The 15614-nt window shown below is 41.2% G+C and carries 12 protein-coding genes and 1 pseudogene; 7 read left to right on the top strand and 6 right to left on the bottom strand.

Translation table 11 applies throughout. The annotated features are described in order from the left end of the window. Nucleotides 1-118 precede the first annotated feature (118 nt). Nucleotides 119-883 (top strand): annotated as a pseudogene (locus EWV68_RS13440) (hypothetical protein); the annotation flags it as partial. A gap of 1026 nt (nucleotides 884-1909) precedes the next feature. Here the strand turns inward: EWV68_RS13440 and EWV68_RS13435 are convergent. Then, nucleotides 1910-3274 carry an NAD-dependent succinate-semialdehyde dehydrogenase gene (locus EWV68_RS13435; protein ID WP_061430197.1) on the bottom strand — a complete coding sequence of 455 codons (1365 nt, stop codon included), beginning with the start codon at nucleotides 3272-3274 and terminating at the stop codon, nucleotides 1910-1912. A 24-nt stretch (nucleotides 3275-3298) separates the two neighbouring features. Beyond that, nucleotides 3299-4327, bottom strand: coding sequence for a 4-hydroxythreonine-4-phosphate dehydrogenase PdxA (gene pdxA / locus EWV68_RS13430; protein WP_061430198.1), 1029 nt, complete (start codon nucleotides 4325-4327; stop codon nucleotides 3299-3301). 191 nt (nucleotides 4328-4518) lie between these two features. Between pdxA and corA the strand changes: the two genes are divergently transcribed. Further along, a complete protein-coding gene (corA, locus tag EWV68_RS13425; RefSeq protein ID WP_061430199.1) occupies nucleotides 4519-5676 on the top strand; it encodes a magnesium/cobalt transporter CorA in 1158 nt (385 codons plus the stop codon). A gap of 156 nt (nucleotides 5677-5832) precedes the next feature. Here the strand turns inward: corA and EWV68_RS13420 are convergent, their stop codons facing one another. The 3 genes from EWV68_RS13420 to EWV68_RS13410 all read right to left on the bottom strand — a co-directional run bounded on the left by EWV68_RS13420 (nucleotide 5833) and on the right by EWV68_RS13410 (nucleotide 8991). After that, nucleotides 5833-7491 (bottom strand): CHAT domain-containing protein, encoded by a 1659-nt coding sequence (locus tag EWV68_RS13420; protein WP_287170084.1) that lies wholly within the window; start codon nucleotides 7489-7491, stop codon nucleotides 5833-5835. 188 nt (nucleotides 7492-7679) lie between these two features. Next, on the bottom strand, nucleotides 7680-8663 hold the full coding sequence (gene holA, locus EWV68_RS13415; RefSeq protein WP_061430201.1) for a DNA polymerase III subunit delta: 984 nt from the start codon (nucleotides 8661-8663) through the stop codon (nucleotides 7680-7682). Nucleotides 8664-8835: 172 nt separating this feature from the next. Continuing rightward, nucleotides 8836-8991, bottom strand: coding sequence for a WD40 repeat domain-containing protein (locus EWV68_RS13410; RefSeq protein WP_287170082.1), 156 nt, complete (start codon nucleotides 8989-8991; stop codon nucleotides 8836-8838). 198 nt (nucleotides 8992-9189) lie between these two features. Here EWV68_RS13410 and EWV68_RS13405 point away from each other — a divergent pair, with 198 nt between their 5' ends. After that, a complete protein-coding gene (locus EWV68_RS13405) occupies nucleotides 9190-10104 on the top strand; it encodes a Ycf66 family protein (protein ID WP_287170080.1) in 915 nt (304 codons plus the stop codon). A gap of 197 nt (nucleotides 10105-10301) precedes the next feature. On the opposite strand, the gene EWV68_RS21905 is transcribed toward EWV68_RS13405, so the two are convergent. Continuing rightward, complete coding sequence (locus tag EWV68_RS21905; protein ID WP_353734431.1) at nucleotides 10302-10451, bottom strand: transposase; 150 nt, start codon at nucleotides 10449-10451, stop codon at nucleotides 10302-10304. Nucleotides 10452-10947: 496 nt separating this feature from the next. On the opposite strand from EWV68_RS21905, the gene EWV68_RS13400 reads away from it, so the two are divergent. The 4 genes from EWV68_RS13400 to EWV68_RS13385 all read left to right on the top strand — a co-directional run bounded on the left by EWV68_RS13400 (nucleotide 10948) and on the right by EWV68_RS13385 (nucleotide 15436). Further along, nucleotides 10948-12192 (top strand): NACHT domain-containing protein, encoded by a 1245-nt coding sequence (locus EWV68_RS13400; protein ID WP_238142345.1) that lies wholly within the window; start codon nucleotides 10948-10950, stop codon nucleotides 12190-12192. Continuing rightward, nucleotides 12189-14138: an ATP-binding protein gene (locus EWV68_RS13395; RefSeq protein WP_103111751.1), complete on the top strand. Its 1950-nt coding sequence runs from the start codon at nucleotides 12189-12191 to the stop codon at nucleotides 14136-14138. Before EWV68_RS13400 ends, EWV68_RS13395 begins: the two co-directional genes overlap by 4 nt. A 130-nt stretch (nucleotides 14139-14268) precedes the next feature. After that, nucleotides 14269-14472: a hypothetical protein gene (locus EWV68_RS13390; protein ID WP_103111752.1), complete on the top strand. Its 204-nt coding sequence runs from the start codon at nucleotides 14269-14271 to the stop codon at nucleotides 14470-14472. A gap of 118 nt (nucleotides 14473-14590) precedes the next feature. Beyond that, nucleotides 14591-15436 carry a M15 family metallopeptidase gene (locus EWV68_RS13385; protein ID WP_287170078.1) on the top strand — a complete coding sequence of 282 codons (846 nt, stop codon included), beginning with the start codon at nucleotides 14591-14593 and terminating at the stop codon, nucleotides 15434-15436. The last annotated feature ends 178 nt before the right edge of the window (nucleotides 15437-15614 follow it).

The raw sequence follows: 15614 nt of genomic DNA, 5'->3' as shown, positions 1-15614 counted from the left end.
TCTGTTCTCGGTTTTCATCTTGTAGGGATTCTTGCTTTTTCCCTATCTACCCAGATATTTTTCTTTTTGGCAACCCTTGTCTTGTCAGGTTTTGACCCACTTGTGTCCGTCAGTCAGGTTGATGACACGAGTAGATCAGGGTTTTCTGCCTTGGTATTTTAACTATTTCAATCAAAAACAATTTGAGGGCAAGGCCTTTTTAAGCGGATTATACTCCTCGATCGCTCACTGGGTCAATACAGATAATCCACCCCCGGAACAGGTGGTGGCAGAAAATTTGACCAAAACTATTCAAACCGAGTTTACTAAACGGGTAATTCGTCCCCAAGAGGCTCAATTGCGTCTAGAGAGAATTACTAGGGATGCTGTTAATTTATATGTCAATAATTTAAGCAATGAATTGGCAAATATACAGGCTAGTTATCAAATTCCCCAAGGCAAATGGGACCGTTATCTTAGTGATATAGCCGTAACAATTAAAGATACCGAGGGCAATATTTCTAACACATCAATTAAACTTTTAGTCGGTGGCACCACTGCTTTAGGAGTTAAATCTCTGGTCCCAGTGATGAAAGTGGGCAGTACAGTTTATTTGTCCCTAGCGGGAAAAACGGGGGCGAAAATTGCTACTAAAACCGGTGGGGCAGTAGCGAGTAGTTTTGGGGCAGAATTAATCGATCCAATCGTGGGAATTGGTTTGATAGTTTGGGATTTATGGGACTATCAGCACCGGGTAAACATTGAAAAACCGATTCTGCGGGATGCCATTTTTAATTATTTACAAGAAGTCAAATACGATCTGGTCAATAATCATCAAGGTAGCGTCCTTTCATCTATTTATCAAATTGAAGCCACTGTCAATAAATCCTTAGTGAGAACCTAAGTAGGGTTGGCTGAAAAAGTTTGTTGGTTGGGTTAGGAGTCAGGAGTACAATTGCATGAATGGGGCTATTATGAGGAATAAAAATATATTTAGGGCTTGCGGCAAAAAGTAGGGGCGAAGCATTCGGATAGGAAATCTACGGTTTCACCGATAGGTTATGCCCGAATGCTTCGCCCCTACAGGACGCGGGCCGATGAAGATGCCAGGTTTTGAACCACGATTCTCTCAAAATCTTGCACCTGTTTCGCCAAACAAAACCCTAAAACCCTTACCTCGTCTATATTTCACATTTATTCAGCAGACCCTATTTATGAATCTATTCTTTCTATTAAGAGTAAAAAAGTTTAAAAAAACTGAGAACATACACAAAATCCAGATACGCTAAAAAAGTATCTCTTCACTTTCAAAGGGTTATGAACACAAGTGTAGATAGTTTAAAAATGAAACGTAGAGTAATACTAAATCTGGTTATTAAAGACTGATTATTTATTCTCCCTTTTGCATGAGTGCCTCTCCTGATAAGTAGCCTATACTCAACGGATTTAGTATGAGGTGGCTTTACCGATTGTGGAATCAATTTGAAAATGGCTTATTTCGTTTTTGTAAATATAATATTCGAGACCTAATTTTTTTGATTGATTTATTAATAACTTTAATTTATATTCCCTTTCTTGTTGTTTTTTTACCTATTAGTATAGTCGTTGCTATTTGGGAAGAAATGACTGAGGACAAGGATTAAAAGGAGTATCCCCCATTTCTTGTTATCAAATGGCCTTAGCTCATCATAAAGGTCAAAGGTATTAAAGGTGTAAAGGTTACTGCCAACCGCGCAAATTAAAATAACCCACACAAAAATCAGCCCCTTTTCTGTAAAATTGGCCATAAATGGGACTCAATATGATCAAAAATGCGCGGCATATTTTTAATCCGTAGGGTGCGCTCTTCGATAGCGTAACGCACCGACAATTGTGGTGGGTGATTTTGGTTATGGTGGTGGGTTACGCGTTGCTAACCCACCCTACTGATTTACTTAATCCAAACAGTTTTAACGTTGACAAATTCGCGAATACCTTCGACACTTAATTCCCGTCCAAAACCAGAACGTTTAATACCCCCAAAGGGCAAGCGAGGATCGGATTTAACCATACCGTTAATAAACACACAACCGGCCTCAATTTCGGTAATTAAACGCTCAATTTCTGCGGGGTTATTCGTCCAAGCACTAGAACCTAAACCAAAGGGACTATCATTAGCTAAAGCGATCGCTTCATCGATATTTTTGACTCGAAATAGTAAAGCCACCGGTCCAAAAAATTCCTCTTTTTCCCCCGGAGAACCGACAGGAATATCGGTTAAAATCGTTGGTAGATAAAAGTTACCTTTTCCCTCTAAACGTTGACCCCCCACAAGGACTTTACCACCCATAGCGACGGTTTTTTCGACTTGATGGGCAATTTCCGAGACGATCGATACCGTGGCCAAAGGACCGATATCAACAGTTTCATCGAGGGGATCACCCACTCTTAAAGCTTGGAATTTGGCCACTAATAACTGTTCAAATTGATCGGCGACAGTTTCCATAACAATAAACCGTTTAGCGGCGATACAAGTCTGACCATTATTTAACAATCGCGCCGTCACTGCCGTAGCCGCTGCCGCCTCGATATCGGCAGTATCTAAAACGATAAAAGGATCACTACCTCCCAACTCCAAAACCACTTTTTTGATCTGTTTTCCCGCGGCGGCCGCTAAACTCATCCCCGCCGGTTCACTACCGGTTAAAGTGGCGGCTTTTACCCGTTCATCGTTAATTAAATCACTAACGCGATCGGCCCCGATCAAAAGAGTTTGAAAAGCACCTTCGGGAAAACCGGCTTCTAATAAAATTCTTTCCACCGCTAAAGCTGATTGGGGGACATTAGAAGCGTGTTTGAGTACACCGACATTTCCCGCCATTAAAGCGGGGGCAGCAAAGCGAAATACTTGCCATAAAGGGAAATTCCAGGGCATAACCGCTAAAATTACCCCTAACGGTTGATAACGGACAAAACTGCGACTAGCATCGGTGGCAATCAACACATCTTCCAGATAACCGGCGGCATTATCGGCATAAAAACGACAAACCAAGGCACATTTGAGGACTTCTGCGATCGCTGATTTGATCGGTTTCCCCATTTCTAAAGTCATGGTTTTAGCCAATGCCACCTGATCCCGTTCCAAAATGTCCGCCGCTTGCCGTAACCACTGTCCCCGTTCACTGATGGCGGTCCGGCGATACTGCTGAAAAGTGGCCTCAGCTAGGGCCAATTTCGCCGCCAATTCCTCCGAGGTTAGAGGGGTAAAAGTCTTGAGAATTTCTCCAGTGGCAGGGTTAACTGAAGCGATACCCATATCCCAATTGTCTCCTATCGAGCGCTATATCTCTAGTTTAGTTCTCCGGTTGTCCCGCTGCTGACATAATTCGATCGCTAATTGGATCGCCGCTTGCATACTCTGGGCCCTAGCGATGCCAAGACCGGCGATATCAAAAGCTGTCCCGTGGTCTGGAGAGGTGCGAACAAAAGGTAAACCGATGGTAGTATTAACAGCACAGTCAAAAGCCATTAATTTGACGGGAATTAGTCCCTGATCGTGGTATAATGCCAGATATGCGTCGGCGGGTTGCCCTTGACCGCTAAACCAAGCGCGCCCCGGTTCCACCCAAAGCGTATCGGGGGGGACAAGGCCGATTAATTGGGTTTGCGGGTATTTTTGCGCCATTGACTCTAGCCAAGGCTGTAACCAGTCCTTTTCTTCCCTTCCCAGTTTTCCCGCTTCGCCACTGTGGGGATTAAGGCCGGATATGGCGATTTTTGGGCGATCGATGCCGAAATCTAGCTTTAAAGACTCGATCAATAGGTCTAGTTTTCGGGTCATCAGATCGGGGTTAAGAGCATCAGGAACTTCTCGCAGGGGTATGTGGGTAGTGGCGAGGAGAGTGCGTAAGTTATAGCCGGTGTGAGGGGATTTAGCGACGAATAGCATCCCATAACGGTTAATTCCCGCCATGGTAGCTAAAACCTCCGTTTGACCGGGGAAATCATAACCGGCCAACTGCCAACAGGATTTGGCAATCGGACCGGTGACAATACCATCAAATTCGCCCTTGAGGGTGCGTTTTATGGCTTCTTGCAGGTAAAGAAAGCTGATTTCACCACTGTGGGCATCCCCACGCCCGCAAACGATTTTTTCTTGATTGTAGGGCAAATCGATCAGAGAAAAGCGATCGAGAAGATGGGGATCGTGATAGGCTTTTTCGAGAAGCGTTCTTGTGCCGATTAGAGTAATCTGACAACTGCACGAGATGGGGGAATCGGCGATCGCTTTTAACACCACTTCAGGGCCGATCCCGGCGGGATCACCGACGGGGATAACTAGACGGGGAATAAAAGAGGCGGATTCCATAAATTTTGGCCGTCAAGATGGCTAATTCTCCCGATTAATCTGATCGTTGACAATTATCAGGAGGGAATAAATCAGTAAACAATTTTCAGTTTACTGTAATCTCATGGCGATAGATAGTAACTTTAGGCAAATTAAATTTTTTAACTTCTCTGTTTTCTTATTGCCCAAATTAGCCAGATTGTTGTAAGCTTATGACCCAACTACAACCCGATATATTCGTCAACAATCGTCCTGATACCGAAGCAGACGAGGAAGAAGACTACTTCGATTATTTTTATGATGAACCGGGTAGTGAACCGGGGACATTAATTATTGAACCGGATGCCAAACCCTCGCGGATTATTTTAATCGACTACGATGAAGATAACGCCATTCGCAAGGTGGATATTACTCCCAATGCTTGCGCCCCCTATATTGGCACAAATACCGTGTCTTGGATGGATATTCAAGGGTTAGGTAGTGAGACGGTTTTAAAACAAGTAGGGGAAATTTTTAATCTGCATCCTTTGTTATTAGAAGATGTGGTTAATGTGCCGCAGCGACCGAAGTTAGAGGACTATAACAATCAATTGTTAGTGATTTCTCAGATGGTGCGACTGAAAGAAGATGAAAGCGGGTTTGATACGGAACAGGTGAGTTTTGTCTTGGGAAAACGCTATCTTTTAAGTTTTCAAGAGGAGGAATTACAGGACTGTTTTGAGATAGTGAGAGATCGAATTCGCACTTCCCAGGGACGAGTACGGAAATCGGGGGCGGATTATTTAACCTATTTATTATTAGACACGATTATCGATGGTTATTTTCCCGTGGTAGAACACTACGAAGATCGGATTGAAGCGTTGGAAGATATGATCATTAGTAATCCCGATCGAGATACAATGCAGGAAATCTATGATGTCCGTCGGGAATTATTGGCACTGCGTCGCTTAATTTGGCCGATGCGAAATGTCCTACATCTACTCATGCGTGACCATCATGGTATAGTCAGCGATGAAGTACAAATTTATTTTCGGGATTCCTACGACCACGTCATTCAAATTCTGGAAATTATCGAAGCTTATCGAGAATTAGCGGCGAGTTTGATGGATGTTTATATGTCCACTATGGGCAATAAATTAAACGAAATTATGAAGTTTTTAACCGTAATTTCGACGATTTTTATTCCCTTAACTTTTATCGTTGGTGTCTATGGCATGAACTTCGAGAATATGCCAGAATTGAAAGGAGAATGGAGTTATTTCCTTGTCTGGTTAGTCATGTTAGCCGTAGCGGGGGGCTTGATTTTTTACTTCTGGCGCAAAGGTTGGTTTAAACCAATTTATTCCCTGAAAGAGGAAGCAAAAAGTTAGTTAACGAAGGCGGTCGACAGGAGACAGGAGACAGGAGACAGGAGACAGGAGACAGGAGATTATTTTTATTTATTCTTCCCACACCCCACACCCCACACCCCACACCCCACACCCCACACCCCACACCCGACGACAAACTTTTTCGACAAACCCTAATTATTCGACCACAAATGCGAGGATTTGGCCTTGGTAACTGCCGAAGCGAATCTGTAAACCGGACTCTAGGGGAACTTCTTGGTTATGTACCTGTTTCCAGTGGCCATCTTGGTAGATAAAAGTACCAAAACGGGAGAAATCTTCGAGAAAGTATTGATAGTCTGGATGATCGGGTTTTTTACGGCAAATTATCCGACAATGGTTTTTACTAACCGATTTTTCAGTAATCTGTAGATCATTTTCCATGTCCCGTCCTATATTCATGCCACCACCACGGATTGACCATTTTCTTTCGGGACGATCGAGATAGTATAAGAAAGCGGCGGGCATGGTTCCGGAGACATTGGGCATAACCGTCGGTGATTGAGTCTCATCAAGGGTTTGCAGCAATTGCCCGTCGAATTCCGGGTGCATATAGAGAATCGGCAAAGTCCAAGCGGGTTGATTGTACTTGTAGAGGGTTAATAATTGCTGCCTGGCGATACGAACGGCCTGATCAATAGGGACTCTTGGAGCGGGAAACAACTTGGACATCTGCGCTTCTTTGTCTTTGAACCCGAAGAGGGTGCGGGTAAAAACTTCGATAAAACTTAAGGCCTCTCGATCAGCGATCGCATCTCGCATGGCCAAAACTGCGGGAACGCCGTGGTGAATCAAGACTTCCGCCAGACTGCTGCGGGGGATCATCTCCTGACCCGATTTAGCGGGATAAGCACCCCAACAGGCATTAAAAACCGTTAAAATGACCTGATTTCTCACCAAAACTTGGGCCAACTCCGTCCCGTTTAGCTGTTCCCCTGTCCGCAGAAATAGGGAACCGCCATTGGGGGCGGCCATTCCGTGACCAGCGTAGAAAAAAGCTTGATATTGACCCGTATCCAAGGCCCTGGTCAGTTCTTCGGCCTCCGGTCGAATTAAGGTATCGACCTTGACTTTCACTCCCAAATTCTCAGGGAGGGAACTACTGCCCCCAGGGGAGATGGCCCGGATGAGATTGGCGGCCTCGGATTCCAGTGCCTGGTCGGAATTAGTTTCTCCACCCGTATTAATGGCGGTGAGATTGCGGGAACTAGCTGCGGTTTTAATCTGTTTTTCGCCGATAACTAAGAGAATATTGAGACTATTACTCGATTTTATCGGTGGCAGTGGATCCACATCGCTGGTGGTGCGGCTAAAGAGTATATTCGGATGCAGAGATATGGCCTGTTTACCTGCTTGCTGCATAATTTCCCAGGGCAGCAGAATTAAATGGGGATTGCGACATTCCAAGCGAATTCGCAGGGGCTGATTTTTGCCGAGGGCGATTCCCTGACTTTGGGCAAAACTTTGACTAATTGATGCTTGAAATAACCATTGCCAGAGACTAATACCTAGTTTCTGCATTAATTGACCGCCATAACTGCCGCCTTCTCCCGAAAGAGTCAGTTTAGGTCGAGAATTTGCTTCTAATTGCTCTAACATCGGCAAGGTCGGCATTTTTTGCAGACAGAACATTTCCTGCCATGCCATCCATTCCGTGGTTAGACTCTCGGTCCATTCACAGTCATGATGCACATATCCCCCCGGTAGGGGTGCTTTCGTCACCCAACGGGCGAAATTATTACTCGTGGTTAAACTAGAGATCGCTAAGTTTAGACTAGGGATGGCATCATCGGTCATTGTGGTTATTTAGAAGTCTGAAGTCCATAGAATCTTATTCTAGAGGATTTCTGAAAGGTAAGGAAGAGTATTAAGTAGCTGGTTATAATTAAATCAAAAATAGATTTTAGGTTCGATCCCCCCTGCCCCCCTTGATAAGGGGGGTGCCGATAGGCGGGGGGATCTGAAAGTTTTTAATACCTACCTACTTAAGTCACCAATAAACAACAAAGTTCAATAATTTTGGTTTGCAAGGTTGCCAAAGGTTCTGCACCCCGCTTGAGACGATATTCTAATTCGAGAAGTATGGGCAAGGTGGCCAGAAGTTGCTTAGAAGAAAAGGATTGTATCTCTTTGCGAATGAAATACAGTCGCTTGGGATTGGCAATTTCGGCGGCGGCGGCGATATTTTTGTCGTCTTTTTCTCCTTCTTCAATTTTTAATTTCACTATTGCCCAAGTGCGAAATTGACCCCCTAGGGTGGCGGTGATAGCCAAGGGGTTCTCGTTACGATTTAATAATTCATTGACTAATTCTAGGGCTTTGCCTGTCTCCCGTTTTAAAATAGCACTGGCTAACTGTAAGCTGCTTTGATTGCTGGCGTTGACTAAGCTTAAAATGTCCTTTTTGTCAATAGTTCCCGCCGAATTATTTTTAAATAAACGCAGTTTTTCTAACTCCATCCACAGCAAGCGGCTATTATTTCCCACCGCTTCCGCTAAGAGTTCGATCGCATCGGGAGTTAATTTTACTCCCACTTCTTTGGCAATTTCCCTAACTCTTTGGGCAATTTCCTCGACTTTCCAAGGCGGAATTAGTTCAAATTCTTTAACCTCCGCCTGATTTTGGATAAACTTACTCGATTTTAAGCGGGAGTCGGGTTTTTTGGCACTGGTTAATAACAGATAGGAATTTTCGGGTAAATTGGGCAAAGTGCGCTGTAATTCCTTAAAAATATCCTCGGAACATTGTTGACAAATAACCGTATCGGCTAACCAAACCAAACGATTTCCCATGCCGAAAACTGGAGTCATCGCTTGATTGAGGGCCTCGATAATTGCTTCATTGCGATCACCATTAATTTTATCATAATTGAACTGTATCCAATTGGGATCAAGAAGTTTTGCTTGCAGATTTTTCACCGCTTGGTTAATAGCAAATTCATCTTCTCCCCAATAAAATATTGTCGGCATGAGCTTCTAATTATAGCAGTTAAGTAGGTAGGTGTTAAAAGTTGTCAGACACCCCTCTGATCAAGGGGGGACTAAGGGGGAATCGGCACCCCCCTTATTAAGGGGGGCAGGGGGGATCAGAAGCGAAATTTATCTTCAATTTAATTATAACTACTTACTTATCTTGATGTTACTATTGCCCATTTTGCCAAATTTTTACATTTTTGTCAGCACTACCACTAATTAAATATTTCTCATCGGCACTAATTGCTAAAGATAACAGTTTGTCTGTGGGTTGATCAAGGGTTCCTAATTCCTCTTTGCTTGTTAAAGACCAAAACTTAATCATTTGATCCGAAAGCTTGTTTAATCTGATCAGCACCAGCATAAGAGGATAAACCAAGAATTTTCTAATATTGACGCTGCCTATTCATAAACACCGGTGAAGACAATTTGACTCGATAATTTTGAAAATTAATCAAAAAATAGACTCGATCGACCCCAAATAACGCACAATAAAAAAGGAAATGTCAAAGGAGAATCGCAAATGTTGCCCTATATCCTAGCGGTTGTTGTGGGATTGAGTAGTCTGTACCTCCTCACCACCGCTTTTATCGCCCCCGATCGCCACCGTCAAGATGATTTTCTCTGGAGTGCGGTAGGATTATTCTATGCCCTTGTTCTCTGGTTGTGCGCGGGAAGGATTACAGGCGCTATCCTCCTGGGACAAGTTGCCGCAGCCATATTATTTATTGCTTTCGCTTGGCAAACTCTCAAACTCAGACAAGCACTTTTTTATCCCGACAAACCGGTTAAATTATTTACTATTGTCGGTTGGTTAGGCAATCGTCTGGGGAAAGTTACTCCCTCTCAATCCCCTAAAACTAAAGCTAAAGCTGAGAAAGTAGCGGCAAAAGTTAAAGAAACGGTTAAAGAAACGGTGGACCCCGTTATAGAAAAAGCGGCGGCTATCGGGGAAACTATTACAGAATCAGTGACAGAAATTGCGGAAAAAGCTCAAGAAACGGTGGACCCCGTTATAGAAAAAGCGGCGGCTATCGGGGAAACTATTACAGAATCAGTGACAGAAATTGGGGAAAAAGCCGCAGAAATTATTGATGATGGGGAAACTTTCGATGATTTCGATGATTTCGATGATTTTGATTTGGCAACGGAAGAGATCAACTCTTCCGAAAATCCCCCAGAAATTCCCCCGACTGAACCTGTCGCAACTGTTGAAGTCGAAACTATTGCTGTTAGCGAAACGGTGATTATTGAAGTTACCGAGGAAGATTTGTCTCCAGAAGAAAATATCGAAAAAGATACTCCCCCAGAAACTCGCTCAAAAAGTGAAGAAAATTCCCCCCCAGAGGAAGATTTGCCCCCAGAAAAAACTATCGGAGAAGATACTCCCCTAGAAACTCGATCGCCAAGCGCAGAAAATCCCCCCTCATCGGATTAAAAGTTAAGACTATTGAGCGGGTAGGTTAGGCAATAATTACCCAAGAAATGGTTCTTCGTTACTTGGTATGGTTCGATAGGGGGGGCATAAATCGACTAAATCCTTATCTGGCAAGAGACTTAATTGATTAGTTAGTTCTAGATCGAAAACAATTGACAAAAATTGCCAAATGTCTTTCTATATAAGGGTTACATTTATTATAAACCCCGTCCATTGCATAACACAAACCGAAGAACCATGATTCCCTGACTTTTCCACTGTTTATAATGCCAGAACATGGTGGAGTAGGGAGAGAAATCTTTCGGGAATTCCCGCCAATTACAGCCATTTTTGAGTTGATAGAAAATCCCCTCTAAAATCTGTCGTTTTGTCCCTTTCGGGGGGGCCAGTCAATTTCTTCTTTGGCAATAGCGGTTCTGCGATAGACTACTCTTCATTCGTCATACTACTTGAGTACATTTTAGCTTACTCCTCTATTGATTTTCGGGGACGACTAGACGGTGGCGCATTCACTGACGGGGTTCAGACCAAAGTAAGTAGTCGTGCAAAATTAATTTCTTGGTTAGGATAGGCAAAAGGCAAGAGGCAAAAGGCAAAAGCTTGATCGAAATGTGTAATTAATTTTGCTTAGGTACTTATTGCCGTTAAACAGGCTACAGACTCTCTTCCCTGAAACCTATAATGGACAAGGTTTTCGCTTCACCTTTTCAGCCTAGCATCTACATTATAAAAGATACCAAATGGGTTCTATAATAGATTTGGTGGTTGGGAGATTAAAGCCTCAATATCAAACTGGGTAAGCATTCTTCCTTGATTTTTCCAATCGGGTCTAAAAAAATGATCATGCCTTCAAATCCTTTCACTATTGGTCAACGAGTTACTCCTGAAAATTTCATTGGAAGAAAGACATTAATCAGGAGAGCATTGCATCAGATTAGAAGCCGTAGTTCTCTAGCGGTTTGGGGTGGTCCGGGTATGGGCAAATCATCTTTTTTAAAACTGCTAACATATCCTATTATCTGGGAACAATGCGGGCAAGATTATAACCAAGCAGTTGTTGTATTCATTGACTGTCAAAGCCTGGAACCTTTTAAGATTTCTGATTTTTGGCGCAATATTTTAGTAACAATTAAGAATAATTTTTCTTTCTTAAAAACCAGTATTGATACTCTTTCAGAAAAACCAGAAGCCACAGTTAATGATTTGCTTATTATCTTGCGTTTACTTAAAGAACAGGGTAAATTTTTAGTTTTACTTATCGATAATTACGATGTAACCTTACGTCCCAATTCCCAATATACGAAAGCTGATATAGATACCTTCGTCAGTCAGTGTCGTACCCTGGCTCAATCCGAGGAGCAAAATATCTCGATAGTTGTGACTTCATCTCGTCGGTTGAGTCAAATTGGTCCAGAACTTACACCTGATAAATCACCTTGGTATAATGGTTATTTATTTGAAAATCTTAAGCCTTTTACTAATCAGGAAGTAAACCTTTTACTCGATAGAAGTGAGAGTCTATTGGGTTGGAAACAAGCTATCCGTAAAATTGCTGATGGTAATCCAGCTTTACTGCAAAATGCTTGTTTCTTATTATATGAAGAATTGGTTTCGGGAAATAACCTTAATGAGAAAAAATTTATTCAAGAATTTCAAACAAACACTTTACACTTATTTCAAGCTATTTGGCAACTGTCCACTGAAACAGAGCAAAATTTGTTAATGTTGCTGGCTTTATCCCAATTAGAAGGCAAATTAGGAAGGAGTCGATACGCTCTCGGCGGAATTGAAGCGATTTTCAGTCAAAAAGAAATAGAATTAAATAATTTGGTTGAGCGAGGTATCTTAAAGAAGGTAGAGGGAGAAGAAAATACTACTTATTCTTTCTGCTCATCTATAATGGAGTGGTGGGTGATTAAGCAAATCGAGAATAGCCAGGAAGAGGAGTTGAAAAAACGACAAAGAGGATTCCTTAATTTAATGAGCCGCCAACAGACGACAAGAGTTAATACTGCTATTCGTTGGCTATGGCAAAATAAAGATAAGATAGCATCTATCATTGAGCAAGTAGGGGGGTTATTATCATGATGACAACACAAACAAGGCACATAAATCCCTATATTGTCGGTCGTCCCATTTATGACCGAGAGTCATTTTTTGGCCGACGGAAACTTTTTAGATTTATTGAAGATAATCTCAAACAAAATACACAAGTTGTTTTGCTGCATGGTCAAAGACGTATTGGTAAATCTTCTGTACTCATGCAAATTCCTAATTTTGTGGGACTAGGTGAGTTCGTGTTTATCTATTTTGATTTGCATGATAAAACGCGACTACCACTTGACAGTATCTTACAAAATCTTGCTTCAACTATTGCTGATAAGTTGAATATTCCTCAATCAGAATCTTTGTCCTTGAATTATAAAACGGTTTTCTCTGATGAGTTTTTACCTCAAGTAATTGAGGTCTTAAAAGAGCAGAAACGAAAAATGGTTTGGTTATTAGACGAATTTGATGTTTTAAATGATCAAACACCTGATTCCCCAGTTGAATCTTTTTTTCCTTATCTGGAAACTCTTATCGGTCAATACAATAATTTATTTATCATTCCAGTAATAGGGAGAAGAGTAGAAGATTTAACCAACTTAAAAAGCTTATTTAGACAAGCTGTCAATCAAGAAATTGGCTTATTAGAAAAATCAGATGCTAAAGCATTAATTACTGAACCTGCTGCACATTATTTAAACTATGATTCTCAGGCTATCGATGCAATTTTAGAATTGAGTTCAGGTCATCCTTATTTTACTCAAGTGATATGTAATGCTCTTTTTTTACAAGCTGAAGAAGAGGATAAGTCAGAAATTACCTGTGATGATGTTACTAAAATTGTCGATGATGCAATTGAAACTGCTGAAGGAGGACTAGCTTGGTTTCGAGATGGATTACCGATTCCTGAAAGAGTTGTTTTTTCAGCAGTAGCGCAAGCGGAGAAAATGGCTGAGAAGAAAAATAATTCAGTGACAGAAGAACCTTTAAAATTGCTCAGAGAATATGGAGTTATCATAACAGAAGCTTTAAATAAAGCTCCAGAAAATTTAGTTCAATGGGAATTTTTAGAGAGAGTAGAAAATTCAGAATTTCACTACAAAATTAAAGTTAAGCTAGTTCGTTATTGGTTGGTTAAACGCTATCCTTTAAGACAGGCTATCTGGGATTTAGAAAAAGTTGATTTAGATGCTTGCAGACTTTTTGAATTGGCCGAAGATATAGCTGAGAATCGTAATTTATCTAGTTCCGATATTTATGAACAAATTGCAAAACTGAATCCTAATCATTTTACGGCTTTATTTAAATTGGCTGAAGATTATCTTGACACTAAAAACTATCAACAAGCATTAGAAAAATATAACAGAGCATATAAAGTTGATCCCACACGCGCTTATGAAGGATATGAGCTAACGCGAGGAAAAAAATATAGAATTTGGTGGAATAAAAACCGATTAACATTAGCTTTATTATCTGTATTTTTACTAACAATAAGTGTTACTATTAATCTGTTCCAACTGTCCCAAGTACAAACACAACTTAAAGAAAAAAAAGCCAGACTTGCCGAATTAAAAGAACTAAAAGAAGAAAATGCCAGACTTACTAAACAAGTAAAAGAACTGAAGCCAACAAGAACAAACTTGATTTGGCGTTCTGAAAGCAATCTTACTCAAATTACTAACCTGCATCAGATTTGTTTTGGCAATACTAACCTCAACTCAGTACAAACTGTTTTTGGCTCTAATAAACCACCTTTTAGAGGCTATATTAAAATTTCCTCTTCAAAAACAGGAAGATGTGATGTGGGAGACACTTTTAACGGTAGTTTCGATTTATCTGGAAGTTCAGGTCACTGTGTTGGAGATGTCACTATTACTTGGCAAAATAATAATAATGCTTTTATTGAATGGAACATAACTAATTTAGGTTCTGCTTGTCCTGTGGATAGTAAAAGATGGCAAGTTAACACTTATCCAGCAGTGGGGTAATTTAGCCTTTTGACGGGCAAAATGCCCATCCCACAAGGAGAAAAATCCCGCCTAATTTCAGCAAGGAGAACCAATAAAAAGGAGAGAAAAGTCTATGAAGGCCACAAGAATTTTACCTGACGGTTAAGTTGTGACTGTACTTTCTGACGGCACGACTGTACCCTTAAAGACTCAGACAGACTGGACACAAATCGAGGCTATGACTGAGGAAGAAATTGAAGCGAATGCTTTATCAGATACCGACAATCCACCACTGACTGATGAGGAATTGAAACGCTTTGAGTCAATTACTACTATAAATCCCATTATTGTTAAGTCAACGGCTTGTCCTTGAACGTTTTAGTGATGTTGATAACTTCCTACAGAACCTTGCTAATGTCGTGTCCCTACCATGTTGACATAATTTCAGTGACAAATATCTATCGAACTTTTTTTCATCTACTACAACTAATATGAAATCTTTTATTTCAGCTTTTCGATATTTTATTATTCCTATAATTGTTGTAATGGGTGTATCGATTTATTTAGGGTTTAAACAGCCTGCTGAACCGCCAACCACTGCGATAGTTTCTACCTCGCCTTCAGTTTCTTCTACTTCTCTAATTTCCCCTGCTCCTATCCCTAAAAATACTCTAACGCCTCCCTTACAGCGACCTTATCCTTTGGCAAATACATCCAAAGCTTTGCCAGTTCCTTCGCCCATGGTTACTGGTGCTGATGATATCTATTCACTATCTTCGCCACCTCCCAAGAATTACACTGTACTTTCACCCCCTAACCAAACTGAAATTCCTTTTCATATAAAATACGAAGAAAATGCTAATGATTTAGTGGAAATTGGTATTTTCTACGAACGTAAAGCATATCTAAATCGAGAAGCGGCAGAGATGTTTAAACAGATGCAATTAGCCGCTCAACAAGAGGGAATTGAGATCATTCCTGTTTCTGGCTTTCGCTCAGTTGCCGATCAAAAAAAGCTGTTTGAGCGACAAATTCAACGCCAAGGAAGTAAGAAAGCAGCCTCTAAACTGAGTGCGCCTCCAGGTTTCAGCGAACATCATACAGGCTATGCTCTCGATGTTGGTGACGGTAAAAGTCCTAATACTTTCCTCAAATTGACATTCGACTCTACTGAAGCCTATCGCTGGCTAGAAGTTCACGCTGCTCAATATGGCTTTGAACTATCATTTCCGAAAAACAATTTCCAAGGTGTTAGTTATGAACCTTGGCACTGGCGTTTTGTCGGTTCAGCAACAGCTCAAGAAATTTTTAGAGTAGCAAAGACACAAAGACAATGATTATACCTAGACTCTCTCGTTGACAAAAGGTCATTAGATAAAATTCTAGCGTTAAAATCAAAAATGTTGGGTTCTTCTTTACTTGGTATGATTCTATATGGAGACATAAATCGACTAAATCCTGATCTGGCAAGAGATTTAATTGATTAGTTCGCTCCAGATTGCAAACAATTGACAA

The organism is Microcystis sp. M_QC_C_20170808_M9Col, from assembly GCF_007095495.1.
Taxonomy (GTDB): Bacteria; Cyanobacteriota; Cyanobacteriia; order Cyanobacteriales; family Microcystaceae; genus Microcystis; species Microcystis aeruginosa.
The sequence above is the reverse complement of the archived record's forward strand: the minus strand, read 5'-3'. Positions and strand labels throughout refer to the sequence as shown.

Coding starts and splice junctions, on each gene's coding strand:
- holA (WP_061430201.1), bottom strand. CDS start 8,663: ATGCCGACAATATTTTATTGGGGAGAAGATGAATTTGCTATTAACCAA.
- corA (WP_061430199.1), top strand. CDS start 4,519: ATGACCCAACTACAACCCGATATATTCGTCAACAATCGTCCTGATACC.
- EWV68_RS13405 (WP_287170080.1), top strand. CDS start 9,190: ATGTTGCCCTATATCCTAGCGGTTGTTGTGGGATTGAGTAGTCTGTAC.
- EWV68_RS13420 (WP_287170084.1), bottom strand. CDS start 7,491: ATGACCGATGATGCCATCCCTAGTCTAAACTTAGCGATCTCTAGTTTA.
- EWV68_RS13410 (WP_287170082.1), bottom strand. CDS start 8,991: ATGATTAAGTTTTGGTCTTTAACAAGCAAAGAGGAATTAGGAACCCTT.
- EWV68_RS13395 (WP_103111751.1), top strand. CDS start 12,189: ATGATGACAACACAAACAAGGCACATAAATCCCTATATTGTCGGTCGT.
- EWV68_RS13400 (WP_238142345.1), top strand. CDS start 10,948: ATGCCTTCAAATCCTTTCACTATTGGTCAACGAGTTACTCCTGAAAAT.
- EWV68_RS13435 (WP_061430197.1), bottom strand. CDS start 3,274: ATGGGTATCGCTTCAGTTAACCCTGCCACTGGAGAAATTCTCAAGACT.
- pdxA (WP_061430198.1), bottom strand. CDS start 4,327: ATGGAATCCGCCTCTTTTATTCCCCGTCTAGTTATCCCCGTCGGTGAT.
- EWV68_RS13385 (WP_287170078.1), top strand. CDS start 14,591: ATGAAATCTTTTATTTCAGCTTTTCGATATTTTATTATTCCTATAATT.